This is a genomic window from Candidatus Nitrotoga sp. 1052, from assembly GCF_927312905.1.
In the GTDB taxonomy this organism is placed as follows: domain Bacteria; phylum Pseudomonadota; class Gammaproteobacteria; order Burkholderiales; family Gallionellaceae; genus Nitrotoga.
Genome location: NZ_CAKMHQ010000023.1, coordinates 1 through 21,873 on the forward strand (window position 1 = coordinate 1; position 21,873 = coordinate 21,873).

Sequence of the window (21,873 nt, forward strand, 5' to 3'; positions counted from 1 at the left end):
GCGGTCTTGATCTGTATCCGGTTCAGGCTACCCATAGGAAAGTCGGATGAACCAAAAATTAGGGCGCTGATTTATGAAGTGAGGTGACAGGATGGCGCATATCTTTACAGACTTTCGCTTGACAAAGGATATGAGGTCATCGGCGCATCAAGAGATGCCATAGCCTCTTCTTTCAGCAACCTGAAGAATTTCGGCATTTTGAACAAGGTGACCACTGCTTCGATGGCCATTACTGATTTTCGAAGCATCCTTCAAACCTGAATCCGCCACATATTATTGGCTCGGCGTGCTCAAGTAAAAATTGAGACAATCATTGATAACATGTGCATCTCGGCCAGTAATGTAATTCCCGCTTACTCACCATCAATTATTCGGTATCATTTTTCAACTATTTCTTCACTGACGGCCATATCTACCAAGACTGTATGGCTGGCTATGAATATTGTCAGGTATTACCTTCTATGCAAAAAATCGCTCTAATCACTGGTGTGACAGGACAAGACGGCGCTTACCTGGCCGAATTTCTGTTGAAAAAAGGCTACATCGTGCATGGCATCAAGCGCCGTGCTTCTTTGTTCAACACAGACCGCATTGACCACTTGTATCAAGATCCTCATGTCAGCAATCGCAATTTCATTTTGCACTACGGTGACATGACTGACTCAAGCAGTCTGATTCGCATTATTCAGCAAGTTCAACCAGACGAAATATATAACCTAGCCGCGCAAAGCCATGTGGCTGTGTCGTTCGAAGAGCCGGAATATACTGCCAACTCCGATGCATTAGGTGCCTTGCGTGTGCTTGAAGCCATTCGCATTCTGCATTTAGAAAAGAAAACACGTTTCTATCAAGCTTCGACCTCTGAACTATATGGCTTGGTGCAAGAATCGCCACAAAAGGAAACCACTCCATTTTATCCACGCTCACCTTATGCAGTGGCCAAATTATATGCCTACTGGATAACCGTCAATTATCGTGAGGCCTATGGCATTTATGCCTGCAATGGCATCTTGTTCAACCACGAATCTCCCATACGCGGCGAAACCTTCGTTACCCGCAAGATTACCCGCGCCTTGTCGCGCATCAAGCTGGATCTCCAGGATTGCCTCTTTCTGGGAAATTTGGATTCCTTACGTGACTGGGGACATGCCAAAGACTATGTTGAAATGCAATGGCTGATGCTGCAACAGGACAAAGCTGAAGATTTTGTCATCGCCACCGGTGTGCAATACAGTGTGCGTGATTTTGTGATTGCGGCAGCAGAAGAACTCGGCATCCAAATACATTGGGAGGGAACGGGCGTAGATGAGAAAGGCTATGATGCAGCAGGAAAATGCATCGTGGCAGTTGATTCACGCTATTTTCGGCCGACCGAGGTCGAAACCTTGCTGGGGGATGCGACCAAGGCGAAAGAGAAGCTGGGATGGACGCCAAAAATCACTTTCAAGGAGCTGGTGGCCGAAATGGTAAGAGAAGACCTCAAGGGCGCTGAACGAGACGAACTGGTCAAGAAGCACGGGTTCTCAGCGTATGATTATCACGAATAATCCGATCGACAAGCAAGCCAAAATTTATGTGGCTGGCCATCGCGGGATGGTGGGCTCGGCTATTGTGCGCCGTTTGCAGGCTGGCGATTACGCCAATATTTTGACCAGAGCACACGCTGATCTGGATTTGACGAACCAGTCTGCAGTTGCTGAATTTTTTCTGAAGCAAAAGCCTGATTACGTTTTTATGGCTGCCGCCAAGGTGGGGGGTATTCATGCAAACAATTCCTGTCGCGCCGATTTCATCTACCAGAATTTAATGATGGAGGCGAACATCGTGCATGCGGCCTGGCAGGCTGGGGTGCGACGTTTACTGTTCCTCGGCTCCAGCTGTATTTATCCACGAGATTGTCCGCAGCCAATCAAGGAGGAATACCTGTTGACCGGCCCTCTGGAGCAAACCAACGAGCCTTATGCGATTGCCAAAATTGCGGGCATCAAGCTGTGTGAAAGTTACAACCGCCAGTATGGCACCCAATATGTTTCGGTGATGCCCACCAATCTCTATGGACCTAATGACAACTATGACTTGAACAACAGTCATGTACTGCCAGCGCTAATTCGTAAGGCGCACGATGCCAAACTGAGTGGCGACAAAGAACTCGTGGTGTGGGGTAGCGGCAAGCCGATGCGGGAATTCCTGTATGTAGAAGACATGGCGGATGCTTGCGTCTTTCTGATGGAAAATGGTGTTGCCGATGGCTTGTTCAATGTAGGCACGGGTGAGGATGTAACGATTCGTGAATTGGCTGAAACCGTGATGAGTGTGGTTGGGTTCAAAGGCGGGATCGTGTTTAATACTTCCAAACCTGATGGTACACCACGCAAGCTGTTGAACGTCGATCGGATGCGTGCCTTGGGTTGGCAAGCAAAGACTGAATTACGTGAAGGAATTGCCAAGGCATATAAAGACTTTACGACACATGACAGACAATAAGATATGTCTATTGATTCACTAGTTGCAATCGTCATTCCATCTCAACTATCAATTCTAAAGCTGATCTTCGGCACCTAACCGCGCTTCACTTTTGCTTTTGTTGGATCCACTAATAACGTCTCTCATTTTGCCCAGGAAAATCTCTTTCGAGAACATCTGAGCGCGCGCTTCACAGGCATCCCTCATCTCAAGTGCCACGCCCTGTGACAGGCGACTCACAGCCGCACACATGGCGCTGACCGACACTGGCGCAGGCAGCAAAAATCCAGTCTCGCCATCCACGATAGTCTCAAGCAGTCCACCTTCGGCCACGCCAATTACCGGTTTACCGGCAGCCATCGCTTCGATTGGCGACATGCCAAAATCTTCGTCGACGGGAACATAAATTGCAGCCAGAGCGTTGCCGATCCAATCCAGCAACTGCGCCTCGGTTTGCCATCCGGTGAAATGAATATTTGGCACACCGTTTGCCAATTGACGCAGCCGCTCATTTTCCGATCCACCCGATGCCACTACCAGACGTTTGTCCGGCATCTTTCGAAACGCTTCGATGATCACATCAACCCGTTTGTTTGGTTCCAGCCGCGCCAGAGACAAATAATAATCACCGGTCCCAAGCCAGTGAAACCGTTTGACATCAACCGGCGGATAAATCACTACTGAATCCAGTCCAAGATAATTCTTCAGCCGTCCCTGCACATTGTGCGAGTTCGCGATGATCTGGTCCATCTGATGCAAGGACAACTCGTATTCCCGGCGCACCAAGCCAAAAAATACCTTCAACATCGGCCGCATAAACCATGATGCGCGCGCAAGATATACATCTCTCAAATCGTACAAGTAGCGCGGCGGCGTATGGCAATAGTATATTTTTTGGCCGGTTCGCTGATTTTTCACCGCCAGGGGCGCATAAAAACCGCTATATATAACCGTTTCGGCATCGCGCAAAAAACCGGTGCGAAACCTGAAATTTAACATCGCGCCGGCGATACGTCCAAACCAGCGATCCACGCCGGACGACAATGAAATCGCATCAATACTTTCCTCGCCGCTCATATGCAAAAAATCCGGATAGCAGCGCGATATCACCACACGATAATCGGCAAACTCCTCAGCCAGCATTACCGTCACCCGCTCTGCCCCGCCAGCCACCTGGAAATAGTCATAAAGAATGAATCGACCGCTGTATGGGGGCTTTCTCATATGGTCATTCTTCAAAAATACGTGTTCAGTCCCAACCATACAGGATGTCTCTGTACGCCAGCACACGATGCTCCCACGAGTAGCACTCAATGGCCACGCGGTCAGCGCAAAAAGAATTCTGGAGCTTGCCGTTGCGCCAATCATTACGAAGAATACTGAGTACGTCGGCAATTGCATCTTCGGTGTTTTCAACCACTACCCCGGCCTTCACGGTCTGTATCAATTGCGCGCCCGGATCATCCCTCCCCGTCTTGATATGCAGCACAGGTTTTGCCGCACCAAGATACTCATATATCTTTCCCGGCAACTGATAGGCCTGCAGGTTCCCGATATTCAGCAGGACATCGGCTTGATGCTGCAATTCTACGCACGCGAAATGATCAATTTTTCCTATGAAGCGAACATTTGGGATGCCGTAGAATATCTTTTCAAACGCGGCGTTGTCACCGACAATCGTCAAGCTCACATCGCTCGCAGATAGACGCCTCATTGCTCTTGAAAAAATTTCCGGGCTGCGAAAGTCGGAATAAAAAGTACCGGTAAATACGATATTCATGCTGCCGGCCGGCAATACATCAACTGTTCGGCTCGCAGTCGCACTCTGCACGGAAAATCCCTGCGGCACACAAATGAATTTTTGCGGGTCCGTAATGTGATGTCGACTTCGAAGCAGATCCTGCACATGCTCATTCGTCAAAACAACCCGATCAGCCTGTTTCAACGCATAGCCCTCGAAGGCGGAATCCGCCTTGCGGCGCCAGCGCGGCGTATACGGCGCGAGAATCGGATCAGCCAGATCAATAATCCATTTGGCGCCGGATTTTTTCCGGGCAAACAATCCAAGAAGAATATCCACCCCAGGTTCATGCGAACTGATCACTGCATCAAATTGATGCTGAGCGAGCAGGGCAGACAACTTGCTGCGAGCGAATGGATACCACTCTGTACGCAGATCCGGAAATATCAACGCATTCAAAACGCGCCGCAACAAAATGGATATGCGCGATGTAAATGAATTTCTCGATGAGGGCAGCAATGAAGTTTCAACCCGCGCCAACGGCTGCACGTCGGCAACTGCGGGAAGCGGTTTTGATTGCGTCAAGCGCCGCCGCTTCAGTTCTTGGGCAATCCCGGTAAAAGGCCCGGGCCAGACCCGATGCAAGACAATCTTGTCGTGCAGACCAACTGGGAAATCTGGCATTGCAGACATTTCCGGGCAAAGAACATGCAGCTCTATTCCCAATTCGGCAAGACCGTTCGCTATATAAAACCATCGAATGGACTGCGCCGCAATAATCGGAGGAAATTCGTACGCAATTAACAGAACTTTCAAGTCAACGGCCCGGCCAAAGCGTCCTTCAAGATCGCAACGATGCGCGCTGCCGCATGACCATCCCCATAAGGTGAGACACCCCGCGCCATAGCACGATAGGCAGATTCATCATCCAGCAGACGCTGCGCTTCTAAAACGATTGCGTCGAAATCAGTACCGACCAGTTTCACCACGCCTTCTTGAACAGCCTCTGGACGCTCGGTCTCGTGCCGAAGCACCAGCACTGGTTTCCCCAAAGCAGGTGCCTCTTCCTGCACACCACCCGAATCACTCAGTATCAGATACGCACGTTTCATTACCGCCACAAAAGGCAGGTAATCCAAGGGATCGCATAACACCACACGGGGGTGTTTCCCCAGCAACCGATGAGCAATCTCATGCACATTGGGGTTCGGATGCACGGGATACAATACCTGTACATCCGGATTGCGCTCCAGCAATGTAAGCAGCGCACGACAAACTCGCTCGAAAGGTTCGCCAAAATTTTCCCGGCGGTGTGCCGTTACCAGAATCAACCGCTTGGTCGGGTCAAGCACAACCGGCAGTTCCACATCCCGGTCCGCCACACTGAGCAGTGCGTCAATCACCGTGTTGCCTGTCACTGCAATATCCGCATCCGATACACCCTCACGCAACAAATTCTGACGCGAGCTTTCGGTAGGTGCGAAATGCCACTTCGCCAGCCGCCCGGCAATGACGCGGTTCATTTCTTCCGGGAACGGATTCTGCATATCCCAGGTACGCAGGCCAGCCTCTACATGTCCGAATGGAATCTTGTGATAGAAACAGGCCAGAGCCACCGTCATTACGGTAGTTGTGTCACCTTGGGCGAGAACAACAGCGGGATTTTCTGCAAGTAGCACATCATCCAGATCGAGTAACAGTCGTGCCGTGAGCGTAGTCAATGCCTGATTTGGCCGCATGATATCGAGATCAATATCAGGTTCCACATTGAACACCTTCATCACTTGATCCAGCAAGTGGCGGTGCTGTGCAGTTGCCAGCACACGCACATCCAATGTTGGTTCTCGCTTGAGAGCGAGAATGATGGGTGCCATCTTGATGGCCTCGGGTCGTGTTCCAACGACACAAATAACTTTATGGTTCATAGGCATTATCCAGTGAAGCGAGGCCGCTCAACTATGAGTTGCGGTCAATTTTTTTGTCGTTCTAAAACAGCCATATTGCCAAGTAAGAGCGGGGGCTCATCCGCGTTAAAGCCTACTTTTTTGGGTCTTTCGGTAGCAAATATCTGCATTTTTGAAATTCGCCAACATAGCTCACAGCACCCGCGTAGTAAAAATATCCATCAGGTTGGCTAACTCTGGTCAAAACAGCATAATCAGCAACAGCCAGCTAACGGGTGTCCCATGGATCCAAGAGCCCAACTCCTGTTGCCTGAAAGTCGGCGATGTTGCGAGTGATCACGGTCATGCCATGCACCAGCGCCGTGGCAGCTATCAGAGCATCGCGGTCGGAGCAGGGATCGGGCACGTGCAATTTGACGCAGCGCTGCGCGACCAGCACATCGACCGGGAGAATCCGCCCCGAAAACGTCAGCAATACCTGGCCCTCGTGCCAAGCCCGCAACAGGGTTCCCTGAGTAGGATCGCGCCGCTCGACCAACTGGATGCTAATTTCTAGTTCCAGGATGGTGATGACCGACAGAAACAGGCTATTCGCAGACACGCTGGCTGCCCACGCGATAACGTTTTTGTCGGCCTTGCCCGCCTTGGCTTTGCGCAGCTCGGAAACGACGTTGGTATCGAGCAGGTACATCAGGACAGGTCCGCCGGTTGATACAAGGGGCCGCTCAAGCGGGCAGGCTCAAAGTCGATGTCGCCACCCACGGGCATCGCCAACAACTCAACGATGCTGGACTGGCTGTGGGTGAGCCGGCGGTAATCCTCAATGGTCAACAGTACATGCGCGGGACGGCCGCGATCGGTAATGAACACCGGACCGCTACGAGCGGCCTTTTTGGCCCGGCTTGCATCGTGGTTAAACTCTCGGCTAGAAAGGGTAGTGATAGTCATGGTGGTAACCTCCTGCATTAATGTAGATACGTTACTACATCATGGCGTCGAAAGCAATTGACTTCTGTGTTTCGTTGCTACAAGGGTAGCTCGGATGGTTTGATAGAGTTTAATTCGTCCCAGCCACCTTTTATCGTAGTCTTCTTTAGCGCGAGGATGACTGGAGCCATTTTTATGGCCTCTGGTCGTGTTCCAACGACACAAATAACTTTATGGTTCATCACCACCCCTTTTGTTGTGATCACCACCGAGTCAATTACCCTGAATGCGCTTAAAAACAAGCACACCAATCGATGGCATGTCCTTAAACAACACGAAACCTTTCCCGATCATTCTCTGCGACAAACACCGATTTAATGCTTCCATCTGCATTTGCCCGAGATAGCTTGTGGCACCGGACACCGAGGTTACCTGTCCATCAGAGGCAGCACCCGAAATCACCAAATAATCTGCACTGTCCATATCAATAGGGTACATGGAAAGAGACCTCGACCTGTAAAGCACAGGCATCACCCCCTCAATGGCACTTACCCTTGAACCTTGTGGAATAAGCGCATCCAGAGATCTGAGTAAACCTGCCGCAAATCTCTCGTAAGAATGCTGCGGGTCAGCGTAATAACGAGAGATTGTTCCAAGAACACCGCTTTTAACGGAAGCAAGAAAACTCTTTTCGAATTTTCCCGTATAGGGATTGAGGTAACCAGCTACCAGAAGAACGTAGACACCAACTATAAGCGGCAAGGCAGCGTGCCAGATACCCGCATTAAAACGGTTAATCAGCCGCAGGTAACCAATCGATGCCACAAAGATAAGAAATGGCAAATACATCGCGTGATAATGCGTCGACCATCCGTTCAGTTCCGCACCGCCAACGGTAATCAGAAAACTTGGAATCATTACCGCAATTCCAAGGGCAAAATAGCGGAAGCCAGAAAATGGAGCAAAAATCCCCATGAAGAGCAGATTAACCAACATGAATGGCACCAACCCCGGGGCCTGCAGCCTCTGCAGGGGATCGTGCAAAATCACCATGGCGTTGTCGAGCAGCCCCCCACCTCCCTCAATACCTTCAAAAACAAACCTGAAATAAAAGAAAAGGTACGCTCCAAGAAGCATGAGAAGTGCCAGCATGGAATTCCTGATTTCGGTGGACTTTCGCACCTGTGGGAAAAAAAGCAGGAAAAATACGATCTCACCCATCATCATGATGGCGGCGCGTTCCGTGAACAAGGCAGCCACAATAGTCGATGCAACAAAACCTGCCAGTAGGCGCCTGACCGTCTCCTCCTCATCCCTGCAAACAATAGCGTGCATAAAATAAAGCGACAACAAGGCAAACGGCATGTACAACCTGTCAAGGTAATAATCACCAACAGCCGAATAAGACCATGCCGGATAGAGCGCCACGCACAGCACAAAAGCCAGGCTGGGCAATCCCTGCCCCCCCTGCTTTCTTAAAAAAACAAAAGGTATGATAAGTAACAGAACATGTGCCAGCGCGTTCAAGAATGCAAACGTAAGTTCAGGGCCAGCGAATGCAGTAAGGAGCGAGATCGGATAAAGGGCGGTATAGGCATGGTTATCGAGGACGTTATATGCCAGCGGCTTCTTCATTTCTAAATCTGACTGACAAAGCGTTTCGACGGGCACTTTCAATGTCTTCAGCGCATCGGGCCAAGAGGCTACCGTTCTGGATGTGGGTTGACCGCTCTCGAGAACGCTCAGGGAACTTTCAAACAGGAAAACGGAATCTAGGTGTTTAAGCGCCGTGATGCGATAGAAAAAATTTGAAAAGACTACAACAAGAACCACGCACGTTGCCGCGACCACCCACTTCTCAATGCTTTTCATAACAATCTGTTCCTGAGCTTGTAGAAAATTGTGACGAACGCGAACCGCTCATCGGCAATTGCCGCTCAACAATGTACAAAGGCCTTTCTTTCACGTCGTCGTAGATACGCCAGAGGTATTCTCCGATTATCCCGAGCATCATCATAATCAAACCGCCCACAATCAAAAGTGTAACCATGATGGGCGCCCAGCCGGCGAATGGCGTCTGACCCTGAAACCAAGCGCCTACAATCACCACTGCATATATCAAGCCTGCCGATGCTGTCAGGAAGCCCAGACTGGACATCAAGCGGATAGGCAGATATGAAGAATCGAGAATCAGGTCGGTAAAATATTTAAACTTTTTCGCAAACGTCCACCCCGATTTGCCATGTGTTCTTCGCTCGCGTGCATAGGGTATGAAAACAGTGGGCAGGCCAAGCCAAAGTACATCGCCCTGAAAAAAACGATGCCGGCCATTGAAAGAACGCAATAGCTTAGTTGCTCGATAACTCAGTAGCAAATAATCGAACCCACCTGCAGGGATGCGCGGATTCGCTCTCCGCGCAAAACCGTAAGCGATCCGAGAAAACAGGGTAGCGGCCACATCATCGTCCCTACTTTCCCGGTGAGCAATCACGATTTCCTGCCCCGTTTCCCACTGGGAAACCATCTGCACCATAACCCCGACAGGGTCCTGAAGATCAGCCGAAATGGTAATGACAGCATCCCCTTGGGCAGCCTCATAACCCGCGAGAATTGCACTAACCTGTCCGAAATTCCTGGAAAGTTTAACCAGGCTTACATGATCCGGGTTTCCCGCCCGAACACGCTCCAACTCCTCCCACGAACCATCCTGAGACCCATCATCTACGAATACGATTTCAATATCCAGATGAGGGAAACTTTGCTCCCTGACTTGAAGAATCCGCAGACAGGTTTCGCTCACAGTCTCGCGGTTCTGGTAAACCGGAACGACAACTGAAACTCGCTTTCGCTGGCCTAAGGAAGTGATACTAGAATTATTTTTATTCATGCAGACCTGAAAGAAAAATGTCGGTGACCAAAATAGGAAAACACCGTCACGATTAGCACAGAAATGGCCTGAGCAACCATCAGTCCCATCCCCAACTCCACAAAGAGAATCAACAACAACGCATTGCTCGCCATTCCAGAGAGATTCACAATAAAAAATCGCAAATATTCGTTCCACCATGGAGCGGTCGAACGAAACACAACAAAGCGTTGACCAATGTAAGCATGTGTAAGAGAGAGCATAAAACTTATTCCAAGTATAACTAGGTAGTGAGTAGATTCACCCAGAATATAATTTACTAGACCAAAAAGTAGATACCCTACGGCGGTGTTGTAAAGACCGATGAGCAGATACCGTACGGTACGGGCATTTATGTTTACAAGTTTCACAATATTACCTGCTGGATTGTTCCAGCTCCTGCCGAAATTGTCGCTCCAGCTCTAATAAATCTGTCTTGCGTTCCTTGGTCCGTCGCGCTGGGACGCCAGTATATATACCAAAAGGATTACAGTTTTGATTTACCAGCGTTAGTGCGCCAACAGCAACCCCTTCTCCAATCGTAATGCCCGGCAAAATTACCGCACCGCTACCGACAATTGCATGTTTGCAAATCTTCACATCCGCGACCTGCATGTTGGTATAACGGGCAGGCACCATTGGATTTGTCATTGCTGCTCCCGAATAATCATCGTTGCTCGAGTAAATGCTGACACGTGAGGAGATATTAATAAAATCCTCCAGTATCACAGCACCGCCTCCAATAATCGAACTATACACGCCAATATGGATGTAATCCCCCAGCAAGACCCCGCCCTCACCAGCCGATAAAACACAAAAATCATCAATTCGCACATGATTGCCGATTGAAATATTATTGGCCCCATACACTGAAGCCTTGCGAGAAAGCAGAACGCCTTCCCCGACAGAGCGAAAACCTAAAGACTGTAATTCGTCTTCTAAATAGTAGGACATCACCTTCCGCCCCGTATGATGTCCAGAATCCTATCCTGATCGGATAAAGAAAGATCAGGGTAGATAGGCAGGCACAAAATGTGTTCTGAAATACACTTTGCAACGGGCAGTCTGCCTGGTGCAGCCGACGGCAGACCGCGATACATCGGCATCTCACTGATCAACGGGTAGAAATAGCGGCGAGACAGAATCCCCTGATCTTTCAATAACTGGTAAAGAGCATCCCTTGACATCGGATAAGCATCATCCACGAGAATCGGAAAATACGAGTAGTTCTGCGTACTGTCAGTGACTGACTTGAAAACCGATATACCAGCAATATCGGCCAGTCCATTCCGGTATCGCTCATCAACGTGCTGCCTTGCGCTGATCGCCGAATCGATATATCGAAGCTGAAGCAAGCCAAAGGCGGCCTGCACCTCATTCATCTTGCCGTTGATTCCGGGGGCAACCACAGTCACCTCGTCAGCAAAACCAAAATTCTTCAGATAATCAATCCGCTGTTTTGTCTTCGCATCAGGGCAGACGATGGCCCCTCCCTCAAAGGTATTGAAGACCTTGGTTGCATGAAAACTCAGAACAGACAAATCGCCATGCTTGAGCAGCGATTCTCCCTTGTAGCGAATTCCAAAAGCGTGTGCTGCATCGTAAATGACCCGCAACCCATAGGCATCTGCAATTTTCTGAATTCGCTCCACCTCGCACGGATTCCCATAACAGTGCACAGGCATGATCGCAGTGGTCAAGGTGGTGATCGCCGACTCGATTTTTTCCGGGTCGAGGTTGAACGAAACCGGATCAATATCCACAAAAACAGGCTTGATGTTGTTCCACAAAAGAGAATGCGCGGTCGCTACAAATGAATAAGGCGTGGTAATCACCTCACCAGTGATACGTAGTGACTGCAATGCAGTAACAAGGGCAATCGTACCGTTTGTAAATAGTGATAAATGCTCAACACCAAGATACTCAGCAAGTTCGCGTTCAAGCTGCTGATGGAATGGGCCTGCGTTGGTCAGCCACTTCGACTCCCATATCTCGGAAAGGTAGGGAATAAACTCCTCCAGCGGCGGCATAAATGGTTGAGTTACATATATATTTTTTTTCATTTCAACAACCCTCGTAAGTAGACATTAACCGTGAAGGCTTTCCATTGCTAAAACTGTAGCCAGTTGTCTTCCAATCCTGTCAGCATTCGCCATGATTGTAAGCGTATGCGATTTCTCTGTAAGCGTTGGCAAGCAAGCTCCATCAACAACAAAAATCCCGTCAAGTCCCTCAACCTCACCACGCTGCGATGTCTCCCCGATAAACGGTGACTCTCGCATCGGAAGCGTCCCTGCATAATGAATGTCGCCCCCAGGGGGGCCGATCGTAAAGCTGCCTGGCAGTAACACGGCACCCATACTCCAATATGCCTTGCGTAGCTTCTTGGCGGCCTCGTCCATAAGTGGCACGACGGCATTGCAATATTTACCCGTCACGCTCAGGGAATCATCCGGCTGTAATTCGGCCTCTGCGGCAGTCAAATGGCCCGGCAAGAAGACATTCCCAACCACACAGGAACTCAATAGCTCCCGTAGTAGATCAATGCCATACCGCCGCCGAAGTGGTACGTGCCGCACGAACTCAGATAACGGAATACCTGTCGTTGCAAAGGTAGAGCCAAAAGCGGTGATGGTGTCTTGGAGATTCAGGGAAAAAGACAATTGACCCAACCCGAACCCAGGCATCCTCGGAGCGCCCAATAGTCGCGGCAGCCAAAGCATGAACGCAGCAGTCGGGCATGATAGCAATGGAACGGGGTGCCTGTGATTCAATGTTTTCAACACTATTCGGGTAGTAGCCAGTGTGCCGGCAGCCAGAACGATCCTGCTTGCAGTAATTGATCTTCGCTCACCATCCGAAGATGTTTGGCCCTCCACAGCCCAATAGCCGTCGTAGCGGGTCAATCCATCCACCACAAAGCCAGAAAGTTCACTAAAGTTCTCATGCTTGCGAAGACTCGGCAGATCGCCTGTTGAGGAATACATCGAGTGCCGCCGACATCCCCATAAACAGTTCCCCGAGAGATTGCAGGCCTGACGACTAGCGGTATCTTCACTTAGTACAGCAACTCTCGACCGCCCCAGCCTGAATCCTTGCGCATGAAGTTTTTTCCTGTGGTTCAAATAACGCTGAGACAAGCGCGTATGCAGCGCATCCATCGGTATCGGTGGTTGCGAGTAATCATCCAGCCCAAAGTAGTCTGACATGTCATCATCAACTCTTCCGCTGATGCCGATTCGTTGGCTGACCTTTGCGTAGGAAACATCCAGGTCAGATGCGGGAAATGGAAACGCAGCGATTTCTCTAGCCGAGAAACGAGCCACTCCGCATCCCCAGGCATTCGACAGGCCGCCTGTTGCCAACGAGCCGACCGTGATGAAATTTTTTCCTACGACATGGTTGCGTGCCTCGAACTCTTCAAAGGCATAGGCATGCGAAGGCACCCGCAGCTTCGGCGAAACAGCATCACGCTTCTTCAGCGCATGGGAATCCCCACCGACCATCCACTTCCATTGCTCGGTGTCGTTGATGCGTGCTGAAAGAAAATCCGCTTCTGGCGGCAGCACGCCAGGCTGTTTGCCTCCATCCACAATCAAAACGCGAAGGCCAGCATTCACCAGTGGAAAGGCCGCTGACACCCCAGAGGGGCCACTGCCGACGATGATGATGTCGAAATCGGGGGTCACAAAGCTCCCTTCGCACGCCCCAAGGCAAGGCGGACTAGCGGGAAAAAGATCACCCGTAACATTCGCCAGAATACCTCGCATGCCACCGCGCTCGTCATCGAAAACAAACTACTTAGCACCCCGTGTTCATGGCCAAGGCCGAGAAAGCGATAAGCCCCAGTTGGAGTTGCCTCAGCCAGCATGGTCGCGGTATCCAGCCGCCAAGAAAATTCTGCCGATGCCGTTTTGCTAGCCCATACGGACTTGTCAAGCAACGACAAGAAAATGGGATAACCCAGAAAAAACCTGGGCAGACCCAATGCCTGCCCACCGCGCAACTGCTCTATTGCACAAATGTAGCGGCGCAAGACAGCACTGCCCGGTGGTTCTTTCAATACATAAATAAGCAGTGCCCGCCCCTCCCGCAGCAAACATCTTCTTCGATCATTACCTGATGGATGCATCCCGGAATGTAGTGGGCGCAGCGTAAGTCCAAGCCGCTTGAGGTCAGATGCAGTCTCCATGACAGGCAAGTCGAAAAGTGAACGCAAGCGTTCCAGCCCTAGCCGAGTTCGCAATGCCTCGCCCAGGACAGCAGCAAGTGCATTGATAATCACGACTGGCACAGGCACAAATCCTCGCCAGCAACGAAGCCGTGATTTGGCAATCCCATCAAGAAATTTTGAGAATGAGATAGGTTCAGGTGCGGCAAGGCAATATACGCCGGGAGGAACATCACCCCGTTCGGCAATTCGCAGCAGACCCTCTGCGAGATCATCTACGTGAATCGGTTGAACCTTGGGGGTCGGCACAAACGCAGGGAGTATCGATAATTGCTGGACAGTCTTGACCAGCATCCCAAACAGTCCGCGTAACTCCCCACCATAGACCTGCCCTGGCCGAACCACCCAACCACCAGCAGACAACACCTCCTGTTCAATATGCCATTTTGTTCGTCCATAGGCGGTCGGTGCATCAGCCCGCGCTGTTTGGCTGGATACAAAAATAAATTTTGCACCCACTTCCCGGGAAGACTTAATTAACCTTTGTGCGGCAACTAGCTCGCACTCATTTTTCAAACGATTGGTGTATGTTGTATTGGCCGCAAGATGCACAACGGCATTTGTATTTATGGGAAACACGATCGAATTGTCTGATGACAAATCAAAAGGAAGCCATGATGCCGGAAAAGTTGATGGTCTTTGACGAGACGCTATTACAACGTCATGGCCGCGCCTCGATGCAAGACAAGTCAGACACGATCCAATGTAGCCCGTGGCACCGGTCACCACCACCCTCATACACCGACTCCAGTGGAATTTTTCCTCTCTGGGTGTTTCTGCTGCCCAGTGAAAATAAAGTGCTTGCTTAAAGCATAAGTCAAAGCAACGCAAATAATATCAGCAATAAATTTCGCAGCAACTGGCTCGGCAATCCATACAAGCAGCAGTGCGAGAATCGCTGAAGCCGCAGGAATATTTAGCGCCAACAATACAAAATATCGAATAGCCTGAGGTCTTATGGCAGAGCTTTCCGCAACACGAAAAGTAAAATTTCTATGGACAATGAAAGCAAAAATCCCTGCGGCAAGTTTAGCCAAAACATTTGCCATAATCGGCCCAGACAATCCTGATTTTAAAACGATCAGAAATAGCCCCATATCTATGCCATAGGCCAGCAGTTGAATGGCGACATACCGCACGAAAGTCATGCAACTACCTTACGAATAACAATGATGTGGTGCAGCGCGATCCATCTATTGAGCGGAGAAATCAACTTTTCCAACAACCCTACAAACCCAGTGAATGAATCCGGCAGAAGCTGCCGGAAGTTCAACCCCCCAGAGAGCAGGTATTTCAAATAATTCCCAGCTAGTTCATTGTGCACGATTCTGAGTGACGGATGTTTTCGCTCATACTCATTTCGATCGCGAATAAACACGATGTAACTAAGTGCCTGATTTGCGCCATTCATTGGGCCTGACACCGGCGTTTCCCAAGACTGATAGGTTTTATCAAAACCCTCCGTGCGAAACAGTCGTTTGAACAGGAATGTTGCAAGCGGCCCATAGTAGGGTTCAAGTAAAATGGCGCCGCCACCGGGAATTAGCACTCGATCCAGTTCACGCAAGAATTCATCTGGGTGAGGGAAGTGGTGAAAGCAATTCTGTCCATACATTACTCTGACCGAGCTGTCCGCGAGATCCATTGCTTCCGCATTGATTACCCGATCCAAGTGGGGAGCGTAAACAATATCGGTAGCCAACACTTCGGGATAAGAATCCCGCATCGGCGAAACACCAGAACCCAGCTCAACCTTGATACCATCGCCAGACAAGAACTGACGATCTAGCTTCCTGAACAAATGATGAAACTCGGTGAACACCTCTCGCAACATGCGCTTTTTCTCAAGCATTTTGCGGTGCAGTGCCAAGCGATTCTCCCCGTCGACATCCATGCCGACGAGAAGCGGGTCGCACAGAAAATCAAGCAGTCGCCTCATGTTCTTCCCCCCTTAACCGGAATACGCCGCATACCAAGTCCCCTATGCCTCGGCCTGCGTGGCACCGATGCAATGTCATAACCCAGAAACGCCAGCACAAATTGCGTTCCCATAAGAATGGGTAGTGCAGCCAGCATGACAGTGCCTGCTGGTGTAGCAGCCCCTTCACGCGCCGACTCAAGCCAGTGATACCCACCAAAGCTAGTGCCTGCTACTAGCAGCACCAAGCCCAAAGGCAGCTCTATCGACGCCATGGATAGATCGCGTAAATAGTAGTTATAAAAAATTCGCTTCATGAAATTCAGTACATGCTTGACGAAGAATTCACCCATGATTTTTGAAATTTTAAGATTGCTTTCTTCATCGCCATATTTGGCGTTCATGGGCACATCAATGACCACCGCGCGCAATATATTAAGCCGGAACAAAATGTCGGTTTCAAAGAAATAGCGCTGACTGATTTTCGAAAAGGGCAAATGCCTGGCAACGTCGGCATGAATGGCCGTATAGCCATTGGTGGGGTCAAACAAATCCCAGTAGCCGGATGAAAGCTTCGTCATGAATGACAATACTGCATTGCCGAACAGGCGCACTTTGGGCATGGCTCGAATTTCATCGAGATCGAAAAAGCGGTTACCCTTGGTGTAATCGGCCTCTCCAGCCAAGATTGGCTCGATGAAGTTGGGGATAAGGCTTGTGTCCATCTGCCCATCCCCGTCTACTTTGACAATCACCACTGCACCGTCGGCAATAGCTGCACGATAACCCGTCATCACAGCACCGCCCACGCCTTGGTTGCTTTCGTGATAAACAACCCGAACACGCTGATCCAAACAATGCGCTTCAACGTATTCCCCAGAGCCATCCGGGCAAGCATCATCAACAACGTATATCCGCCACACCTCATCCCCGATGCTGGAGATCACTTCCATAACGTGCCGTGTGACTCTGTAGCAAGGAATAACGACAGCGATGTAACTGTCGGCTTGATTCTTCTCTTGGCTTGATGTCGTAATATTCATTGTCGCAATGAGTTGCCTTTAAATTCTAAAGGTATTGATGTATGCCCGGTAGTATAAACCACAGCATTAGCGGCATTTGGCGGTGCCGTCACTTCCATTGCATGTTCAACCCAAGCTGAGGAACACTCGAAGGTCTGAATGTCAGTGCTGACAAACTGCCCATTGGCATCAAGCCAGTTAATCTGAATACGGCCCAATGTCGGCTCTTTAGCGCAACGAGCGATAACGGTATTCAGATAACGTCGGCCAGAAGAAACCGCGACTGCTTGAGTCGCAGAGGAAGCAACATTTGTCAAAACAACGCCTGTAGCAGCATCATATTTTGCCTCAGGAGCCAAAGCCCAACCCTTGATTGATGTGAAATCCGGATTGCCAAGCAACTCAGTTTTAAAACTATAATCAATTTTGACTTTTCGAATACTAAGGAAGCCATACTCCGCCAGCTTTTCAGTTACTTTTTCGATAAGAGCCCGTGTTTCCGGCCCCCTCACTCCACCTACACCATTCCAGTTCGAATCCAGAATGATAAAATTGACGCCCCGCTTCAGTAAAATATTAGTGACATCCTGCTCTGCATGGATTGAGGCAATTTCTCCCTGAAACATATAATTGTACCAATTTGGATAAAGCGCATCTGCTGCTAAACCTGCGGTCATGGGAGCAGAAAAAACAGCCACAGGTTTTCGTCCGATGTTAAGGTGATTGACTAATTCAACGGCATTTCTGATGGGCAAACGATCCAGCAAATACCTATCCCTGGCGGATGAATGAAGAATCGGTTTGAGCGCAAAATCTCGGTAAAACGCACCTGCATTTAAAAACAGAAGATTTAAAGCCACGGCAGTCACGACCGCAGCATACCACCCATTTCTTATGAACGATCTCGTCGAAAATGCGGCACTTAGCGCCACACCCATGGCTGCCACCAAGATTGCCCATGAGGGAAAAACATATCTTAAATAGCTCTGCGAATGGAACACCGCTGCAACAGCAAATGTTCCAACCAAAAGCAACGCGACGCCCCTAACCTGCCTAAGTGCAATCAATGTGACCGAAGCAGGAATAAATAATAATAACCACTGAAAGCCCGAAGCTCCAGCATAAGCTTCAAGGTATTTCCCTGATTCGAATGTCACACGATAAAGAACATCCCACGTAATGCCTGCACTAAATAATGGGTTATCAAAATTTGAGGCAGAGGGGTAATAAGGTGATTGGAATATCTTGTTAAACAGCGGAAAAACGGGGTTCCCCGTCAACCGCCAAGCTGTCGCATAAGGGATGATGCCAATCGCCAGAAAAAGACTTAGGCCAAGCACCAACAACAGCAAGCCAGCATTTTTGTACCACGACCTGTATCGCCAAACCAGCAGCAACAGCAACACGGGCAGTATTGTGAAGGTCACTGCTTTTGCAGCCAGCGCGCACCCTAGAAGCAACCCAGCAACGGGCAACTCAACTTTGGGATTACCCGAAGCTGTAGAAACTCTAAGAACAAGCAATGTACCTGCAACAACAAACGATGCCCAAACCGATTCAATAAATAGGCTGCTACCCTCAGTAAAGGTCAGTGGTGTCGATAAGAAAACAAGAACTGCCCACCTTGCACCAATAGCCGAGCCACCTGCCCACAATACAAGACCTCGTACCAGCCAGCCGAGAATGAAGATAAAGCCCACATTGATTAGTCGTGCCGCCGTTTCGCCAGCCAGCATGTAGCCAACAGAAAAAATCCAGTCCCCGAGCATAGGCATCACTGCCCATACATAGGTGCTTGCATCGAAACCCCATTGATGACGCAGTGCCAGGTGCGCAGAAACAAACAGGTGCATCGCCAAAGCGTCGAATCCGACTTCCGGCATCAAGGCAACAACGAAATAAACCAATGCGACAACCGCAATCGCAACATCAAGCCCATCAACATTGAACCCGGCATGGCTCCTTTGCGCCACCAGAGCCAAAAGGTTTTTAACTTGTTCTACAACCACACGCCAACCTAGTATTAGGGGCAATGAAAGAGCCACACCATATACGCCTGGATAGTTCACAGGAAAATGGGCAAGTAGCCCGACCGCCGCGCCATAAGTGCCTGCCCCAACTAGAAAACTAACCAACCAGTTATCTTCCTCGGTTCTTATACTGAGTAGTGCAAGAATATATCTCCCAAAAATGGCGGAGGCAGCAGCAAACCATAGCATTACCAGCAAAGGCCACAGCGCGCCAGCCAGGATTGCGAAACCCACAGCAACAGCAGCCCCTACGAGCAGCGCGCTCTTTCTGCTCCACCAGGAGCCGGCAAAAACCAATACCGCACAAACAAACAAAAACCCAACATAGCGTAATAACGCACCCTTATCAGACCACGGCAAATCCTGTGGCCAGTGCAGATGCGCAAGCCCCCAAATGGTTAGCAATGCGCCAACAAGCAAAGAAAACAATATAAGTGTTGCAGTTAAATTTTTCAAAGTAATATACACCCCTTGCGGGTTGATTGAAGCTCAACCTCCAATTCGTTCTGGTCTACCTTAAGCAATGGGGATTCAGGCAAGGCATCTTTTAATTGCATCATCGACCTTATCTGCTGAACACGATGCTTCCATGTATTGTCCAATGCAAATTGCCGTGCCGCCACATCCAGCTTCATTGAAGTTCCTAACAAAATATTGCGGACCAAATCTACAAATTGTCGATGATTATTAGCGATGTGTACCGGCGCATATTTCAAACACTCAGCCAAGTTAGTCGTTACCACTGGCTTACCCGCACTGAAATATTCGAATAGCTTGACCGGTGAGACCGCATCTGTAACCGCATTCTTTACGAACGGAATCAGGCAAACATCAAACCGTTTGAGGAACGGTATCAATTCAAGCTGCTTGCGAGCGGAGAGCACAACAATATTCGCATGGCATTGCAAAAGTTTTTCAACCCGTTTTGATACGCTCGCCGTAACCGGGCCAATTAGTACGATGATAGAATCTGGAAATTCTTCAGCTAAGTTGTCCAACAAATCAAAATCCACCCACTCGGCTATCGCCCCGTAATACCCCAAGATTGGACGATCATTGAAAGCCTCCAGCTCAACTGGTGGCTGATCGCATGCATCAACTGCATCAATGAACTCGTGAGACACCGCGTTGTTGACCAGCAACGCCTTGGGTAACACATGCTTCGGCAATTGATCCATCAACTTGTCAGCAGAAACAGTCACCAAGTCCGCTCGATTCAACATCGTTAGGTGATCGCGTTCCAGTTCATTTGATGGCAATTCGAGCAACGACAATTCATCCATATAGTCATACAGAAGATACGAGTAGGGCAGATATTTCAGGTGCTTGACGTTATTGGGCCAGAGACAGTAGTAAATGGATTCATCCGGCTTGAAGACATGGGAAATAAAAGTGAAGTAATGTTCGTTCAGCAGATACAGATCGTCTGCAACTTGTTCAGTGATGGCCACCTTATCAACTTGGTCATTGAGCGTACCATAAATCACCACATACCCTACCTCGGCAAAGGCTCGCGCTAGATGCTGCGGACGTTGAGCCATGTAGTGAAAATCCACCGTTGCCGGGAAGATAACCAACTTCCGACCATTTAGCGTTTCACGTATGACATTTAACCTTTTTAGAGCTTCTTGCTGCACCCTCGCCCCTCGGGTGCAGCCAAATCGATGCAAAATCCTGCCAGATACCATGCGTATATAACGCAATTTTTCGGTATTGGTTCCATAAATTACATTACGTTTAAAATTGTGCCAACGAGTTTGCCATTTCGCATGTATGGCAACACGATGACCAGATGTGGCACGAATATTAGAGGGAACACTGGATAATTCAACATAGTGAACCTGCACTAACAAATGTTTGAAGTTTTCGTGCCTAACTATGATCCTTTCAATTTCAGGAGAGACTACTTTGCTGTTCTTAACATAAGCCAACAAATCCCTATCTAGCTTTTCCCAATAAGAAAAGGCGATATCCGTCAGTGTCCATTCGATACCATGCTTTTCCCGAAAGTAGGCTTTATTCTTCTCAAATAATGCACAGTGACTCTCTGCAGCCAGCTTGCCGAACGACACGCTGCCCTTGTGATAGACGAAACAGTCCTCGACGACTGCAAAAGTGAAGCCGGCCTTCTTTGCCCGTATGCAGTAGTCGTCATCCTCAAACATGCCTATGCCAAACTTCTCATCCAGGTAGCCTATCTTCTCTAGCAGCGTGCGCCGCATCGCTACGCAAAAAAATCCCAGCTTTTCGGTAGTGAACCACACCCCCTTCTGTCGCTCCACATAGGCGCCGGCAATTTCTTCGAAATTCTTCTCGTTCAATCCCTCTAGTTCAATACGCTGTTCATTTCCTGCGGAGTTAGTCACCGGCCCGACCAGTCCCACACCAGGTTGTTCGCTGAATAACTTGAGTAGCCTGTCCAGCCATCCGCCAGGAACCAGCGTGTCGTTATTCAACAGAACAATATATTGGCCCTGAGCAAGCTTGATGCCGTCGTTGTTGCCGCCCGCATACCCCTTGTTGGTGTCGTTCAGTTGAATACGAACATTTGCGTGCTGCGCTGCGAAGGTCTTCAGATAGTCTGCTGTTCCATCAGCCGAATCGTTGTCCACTACGATCAGTTCGTAGCTGTCCACAGGGGTGTTGGCTATGATGCTTTCCAGGCAGGGACGTGTTGTCTCTTCCAGACCGTTATAGCAAAGCACCACTATGCTCGTGCGAAACATTGTCAT

General features: G+C 49.5%; 19 protein-coding genes. 2 read left to right on the forward strand and 17 right to left on the reverse strand.

Translation table 11 applies throughout. From position 1 onward, the window contains the following. Positions 1 to 461: 461 nt before the first annotated feature. Together gmd and fcl are read left to right on the forward strand one after the other, a co-directional pair. Positions 462 to 1,547 (forward strand): GDP-mannose 4,6-dehydratase, encoded by a 1,086-nt coding sequence (gene gmd, locus MJ768_RS04765; RefSeq protein ID WP_239288456.1) that lies wholly within the window; start codon positions 462 to 464, stop codon positions 1,545 to 1,547. Between the two features lie 4 nt (positions 1,548 to 1,551). Then, complete coding sequence (fcl, locus tag MJ768_RS04770; protein ID WP_239288528.1) at positions 1,552 to 2,484, forward strand: GDP-L-fucose synthase; 933 nt, start codon at positions 1,552 to 1,554, stop codon at positions 2,482 to 2,484. A gap of 54 nt (positions 2,485 to 2,538) precedes the next feature. Here the strand turns inward: fcl and MJ768_RS04775 are convergent, their stop codons facing one another. From MJ768_RS04775 to MJ768_RS04855, 17 genes are all read right to left on the reverse strand, one after another. Beyond that, positions 2,539 to 3,687, reverse strand: a complete 1,149-nt coding sequence (locus tag MJ768_RS04775; protein ID WP_239288457.1) for a glycosyltransferase — start codon at positions 3,685 to 3,687, stop codon at positions 2,539 to 2,541. Between the two features lie 25 nt (positions 3,688 to 3,712). Further along, positions 3,713 to 5,020: a glycosyltransferase gene (locus MJ768_RS04780; protein ID WP_239288458.1), complete on the reverse strand. Its 1,308-nt coding sequence runs from the start codon at positions 5,018 to 5,020 to the stop codon at positions 3,713 to 3,715. Continuing rightward, complete coding sequence (wecB, locus tag MJ768_RS04785; protein WP_239288459.1) at positions 5,017 to 6,129, reverse strand: non-hydrolyzing UDP-N-acetylglucosamine 2-epimerase; 1,113 nt, start codon at positions 6,127 to 6,129, stop codon at positions 5,017 to 5,019. The genes MJ768_RS04780 and wecB overlap by 4 nt, the downstream gene beginning before the upstream one ends. 247 nt (positions 6,130 to 6,376) lie before the next feature. Then, positions 6,377 to 6,799, reverse strand: a complete 423-nt coding sequence (locus MJ768_RS04790; protein ID WP_239288460.1) for a type II toxin-antitoxin system VapC family toxin — start codon at positions 6,797 to 6,799, stop codon at positions 6,377 to 6,379. Then, on the reverse strand, positions 6,799 to 7,056 hold the full coding sequence (locus MJ768_RS04795; protein ID WP_239288461.1) for a type II toxin-antitoxin system Phd/YefM family antitoxin: 258 nt from the start codon (positions 7,054 to 7,056) through the stop codon (positions 6,799 to 6,801). Before MJ768_RS04795 ends, MJ768_RS04790 begins: the two co-directional genes overlap by 1 nt. A gap of 252 nt (positions 7,057 to 7,308) precedes the next feature. Further along, positions 7,309 to 8,907, reverse strand: coding sequence for a hypothetical protein (locus tag MJ768_RS04800; RefSeq protein WP_239288462.1), 1,599 nt, complete (start codon positions 8,905 to 8,907; stop codon positions 7,309 to 7,311). After that, positions 8,894 to 9,922 (reverse strand): glycosyltransferase family 2 protein, encoded by a 1,029-nt coding sequence (locus MJ768_RS04805; protein ID WP_239288463.1) that lies wholly within the window; start codon positions 9,920 to 9,922, stop codon positions 8,894 to 8,896. The genes MJ768_RS04800 and MJ768_RS04805 overlap by 14 nt, the downstream gene beginning before the upstream one ends. Continuing rightward, the gene (locus MJ768_RS04810) at positions 9,919 to 10,311 is read right to left on the reverse strand and encodes a GtrA family protein (protein ID WP_239288465.1); all 393 of its coding nucleotides are present in this window, start codon (positions 10,309 to 10,311) and stop codon (positions 9,919 to 9,921) included. Before MJ768_RS04810 ends, MJ768_RS04805 begins: the two co-directional genes overlap by 4 nt. Positions 10,312 to 10,315: 4 nt before the next feature. Continuing rightward, positions 10,316 to 10,894 carry an acyltransferase gene (locus MJ768_RS04815; protein WP_239288467.1) on the reverse strand — a complete coding sequence of 193 codons (579 nt, stop codon included), beginning with the start codon at positions 10,892 to 10,894 and terminating at the stop codon, positions 10,316 to 10,318. Further along, complete coding sequence (gene vioA / locus MJ768_RS04820; RefSeq protein WP_239288471.1) at positions 10,894 to 12,003, reverse strand: dTDP-4-amino-4,6-dideoxy-D-glucose aminotransferase VioA; 1,110 nt, start codon at positions 12,001 to 12,003, stop codon at positions 10,894 to 10,896. The genes MJ768_RS04815 and vioA overlap by 1 nt, the downstream gene beginning before the upstream one ends. A gap of 24 nt (positions 12,004 to 12,027) precedes the next feature. Beyond that, positions 12,028 to 13,629, reverse strand: coding sequence for a GMC oxidoreductase (locus tag MJ768_RS04825; RefSeq protein WP_239288473.1), 1,602 nt, complete (start codon positions 13,627 to 13,629; stop codon positions 12,028 to 12,030). Continuing rightward, positions 13,626 to 14,909, reverse strand: a complete 1,284-nt coding sequence (locus MJ768_RS04830) for an NAD-dependent epimerase/dehydratase family protein (RefSeq protein ID WP_239288474.1) — start codon at positions 14,907 to 14,909, stop codon at positions 13,626 to 13,628. The genes MJ768_RS04825 and MJ768_RS04830 overlap by 4 nt, the downstream gene beginning before the upstream one ends. Further along, positions 14,906 to 15,319, reverse strand: coding sequence for a GtrA family protein (locus MJ768_RS04835; protein WP_239288475.1), 414 nt, complete (start codon positions 15,317 to 15,319; stop codon positions 14,906 to 14,908). The genes MJ768_RS04830 and MJ768_RS04835 overlap by 4 nt, the downstream gene beginning before the upstream one ends. Then, the gene (locus tag MJ768_RS04840) at positions 15,316 to 16,110 is read right to left on the reverse strand and encodes a class I SAM-dependent methyltransferase (RefSeq protein ID WP_239288477.1); all 795 of its coding nucleotides are present in this window, start codon (positions 16,108 to 16,110) and stop codon (positions 15,316 to 15,318) included. The genes MJ768_RS04835 and MJ768_RS04840 overlap by 4 nt, the downstream gene beginning before the upstream one ends. Continuing rightward, positions 16,107 to 17,132, reverse strand: coding sequence for a glycosyltransferase family 2 protein (locus tag MJ768_RS04845; RefSeq protein ID WP_239288479.1), 1,026 nt, complete (start codon positions 17,130 to 17,132; stop codon positions 16,107 to 16,109). The genes MJ768_RS04840 and MJ768_RS04845 overlap by 4 nt, the downstream gene beginning before the upstream one ends. Continuing rightward, entirely contained in the window at positions 17,129 to 19,597 is a 2,469-nt protein-coding gene (locus MJ768_RS04850; RefSeq protein ID WP_239288481.1) for a hypothetical protein, read from the reverse strand. The genes MJ768_RS04845 and MJ768_RS04850 overlap by 4 nt, the downstream gene beginning before the upstream one ends. Then, positions 19,594 to 21,873 carry a glycosyltransferase gene (locus MJ768_RS04855; RefSeq protein WP_239288483.1) on the reverse strand — a complete coding sequence of 760 codons (2,280 nt, stop codon included), beginning with the start codon at positions 21,871 to 21,873 and terminating at the stop codon, positions 19,594 to 19,596. Before MJ768_RS04855 ends, MJ768_RS04850 begins: the two co-directional genes overlap by 4 nt.

Coding starts and splice junctions, on each gene's coding strand:
- gmd (WP_239288456.1), top strand. CDS start 462: ATGCAAAAAATCGCTCTAATCACTGGTGTGACAGGACAAGACGGCGCT.
- MJ768_RS04775 (WP_239288457.1), bottom strand. CDS start 3,687: ATGAGAAAGCCCCCATACAGCGGTCGATTCATTCTTTATGACTATTTC.
- wecB (WP_239288459.1), bottom strand. CDS start 6,129: ATGAACCATAAAGTTATTTGTGTCGTTGGAACACGACCCGAGGCCATC.
- MJ768_RS04790 (WP_239288460.1), bottom strand. CDS start 6,799: ATGTACCTGCTCGATACCAACGTCGTTTCCGAGCTGCGCAAAGCCAAG.
- MJ768_RS04795 (WP_239288461.1), bottom strand. CDS start 7,056: ATGACTATCACTACCCTTTCTAGCCGAGAGTTTAACCACGATGCAAGC.
- MJ768_RS04800 (WP_239288462.1), bottom strand. CDS start 8,907: ATGAAAAGCATTGAGAAGTGGGTGGTCGCGGCAACGTGCGTGGTTCTT.
- MJ768_RS04805 (WP_239288463.1), bottom strand. CDS start 9,922: ATGAATAAAAATAATTCTAGTATCACTTCCTTAGGCCAGCGAAAGCGA.
- MJ768_RS04815 (WP_239288467.1), bottom strand. CDS start 10,894: ATGTCCTACTATTTAGAAGACGAATTACAGTCTTTAGGTTTTCGCTCT.
- vioA (WP_239288471.1), bottom strand. CDS start 12,003: ATGAAAAAAAATATATATGTAACTCAACCATTTATGCCGCCGCTGGAG.
- MJ768_RS04830 (WP_239288474.1), bottom strand. CDS start 14,909: ATGAGGGTGGTGGTGACCGGTGCCACGGGCTACATTGGATCGTGTCTG.
- MJ768_RS04835 (WP_239288475.1), bottom strand. CDS start 15,319: ATGACTTTCGTGCGGTATGTCGCCATTCAACTGCTGGCCTATGGCATA.
- MJ768_RS04840 (WP_239288477.1), bottom strand. CDS start 16,110: ATGAGGCGACTGCTTGATTTTCTGTGCGACCCGCTTCTCGTCGGCATG.
- MJ768_RS04845 (WP_239288479.1), bottom strand. CDS start 17,132: ATGAATATTACGACATCAAGCCAAGAGAAGAATCAAGCCGACAGTTAC.
- MJ768_RS04855 (WP_239288483.1), bottom strand. CDS start 21,873: ATGACAATGTTTCGCACGAGCATAGTGGTGCTTTGCTATAACGGTCTG.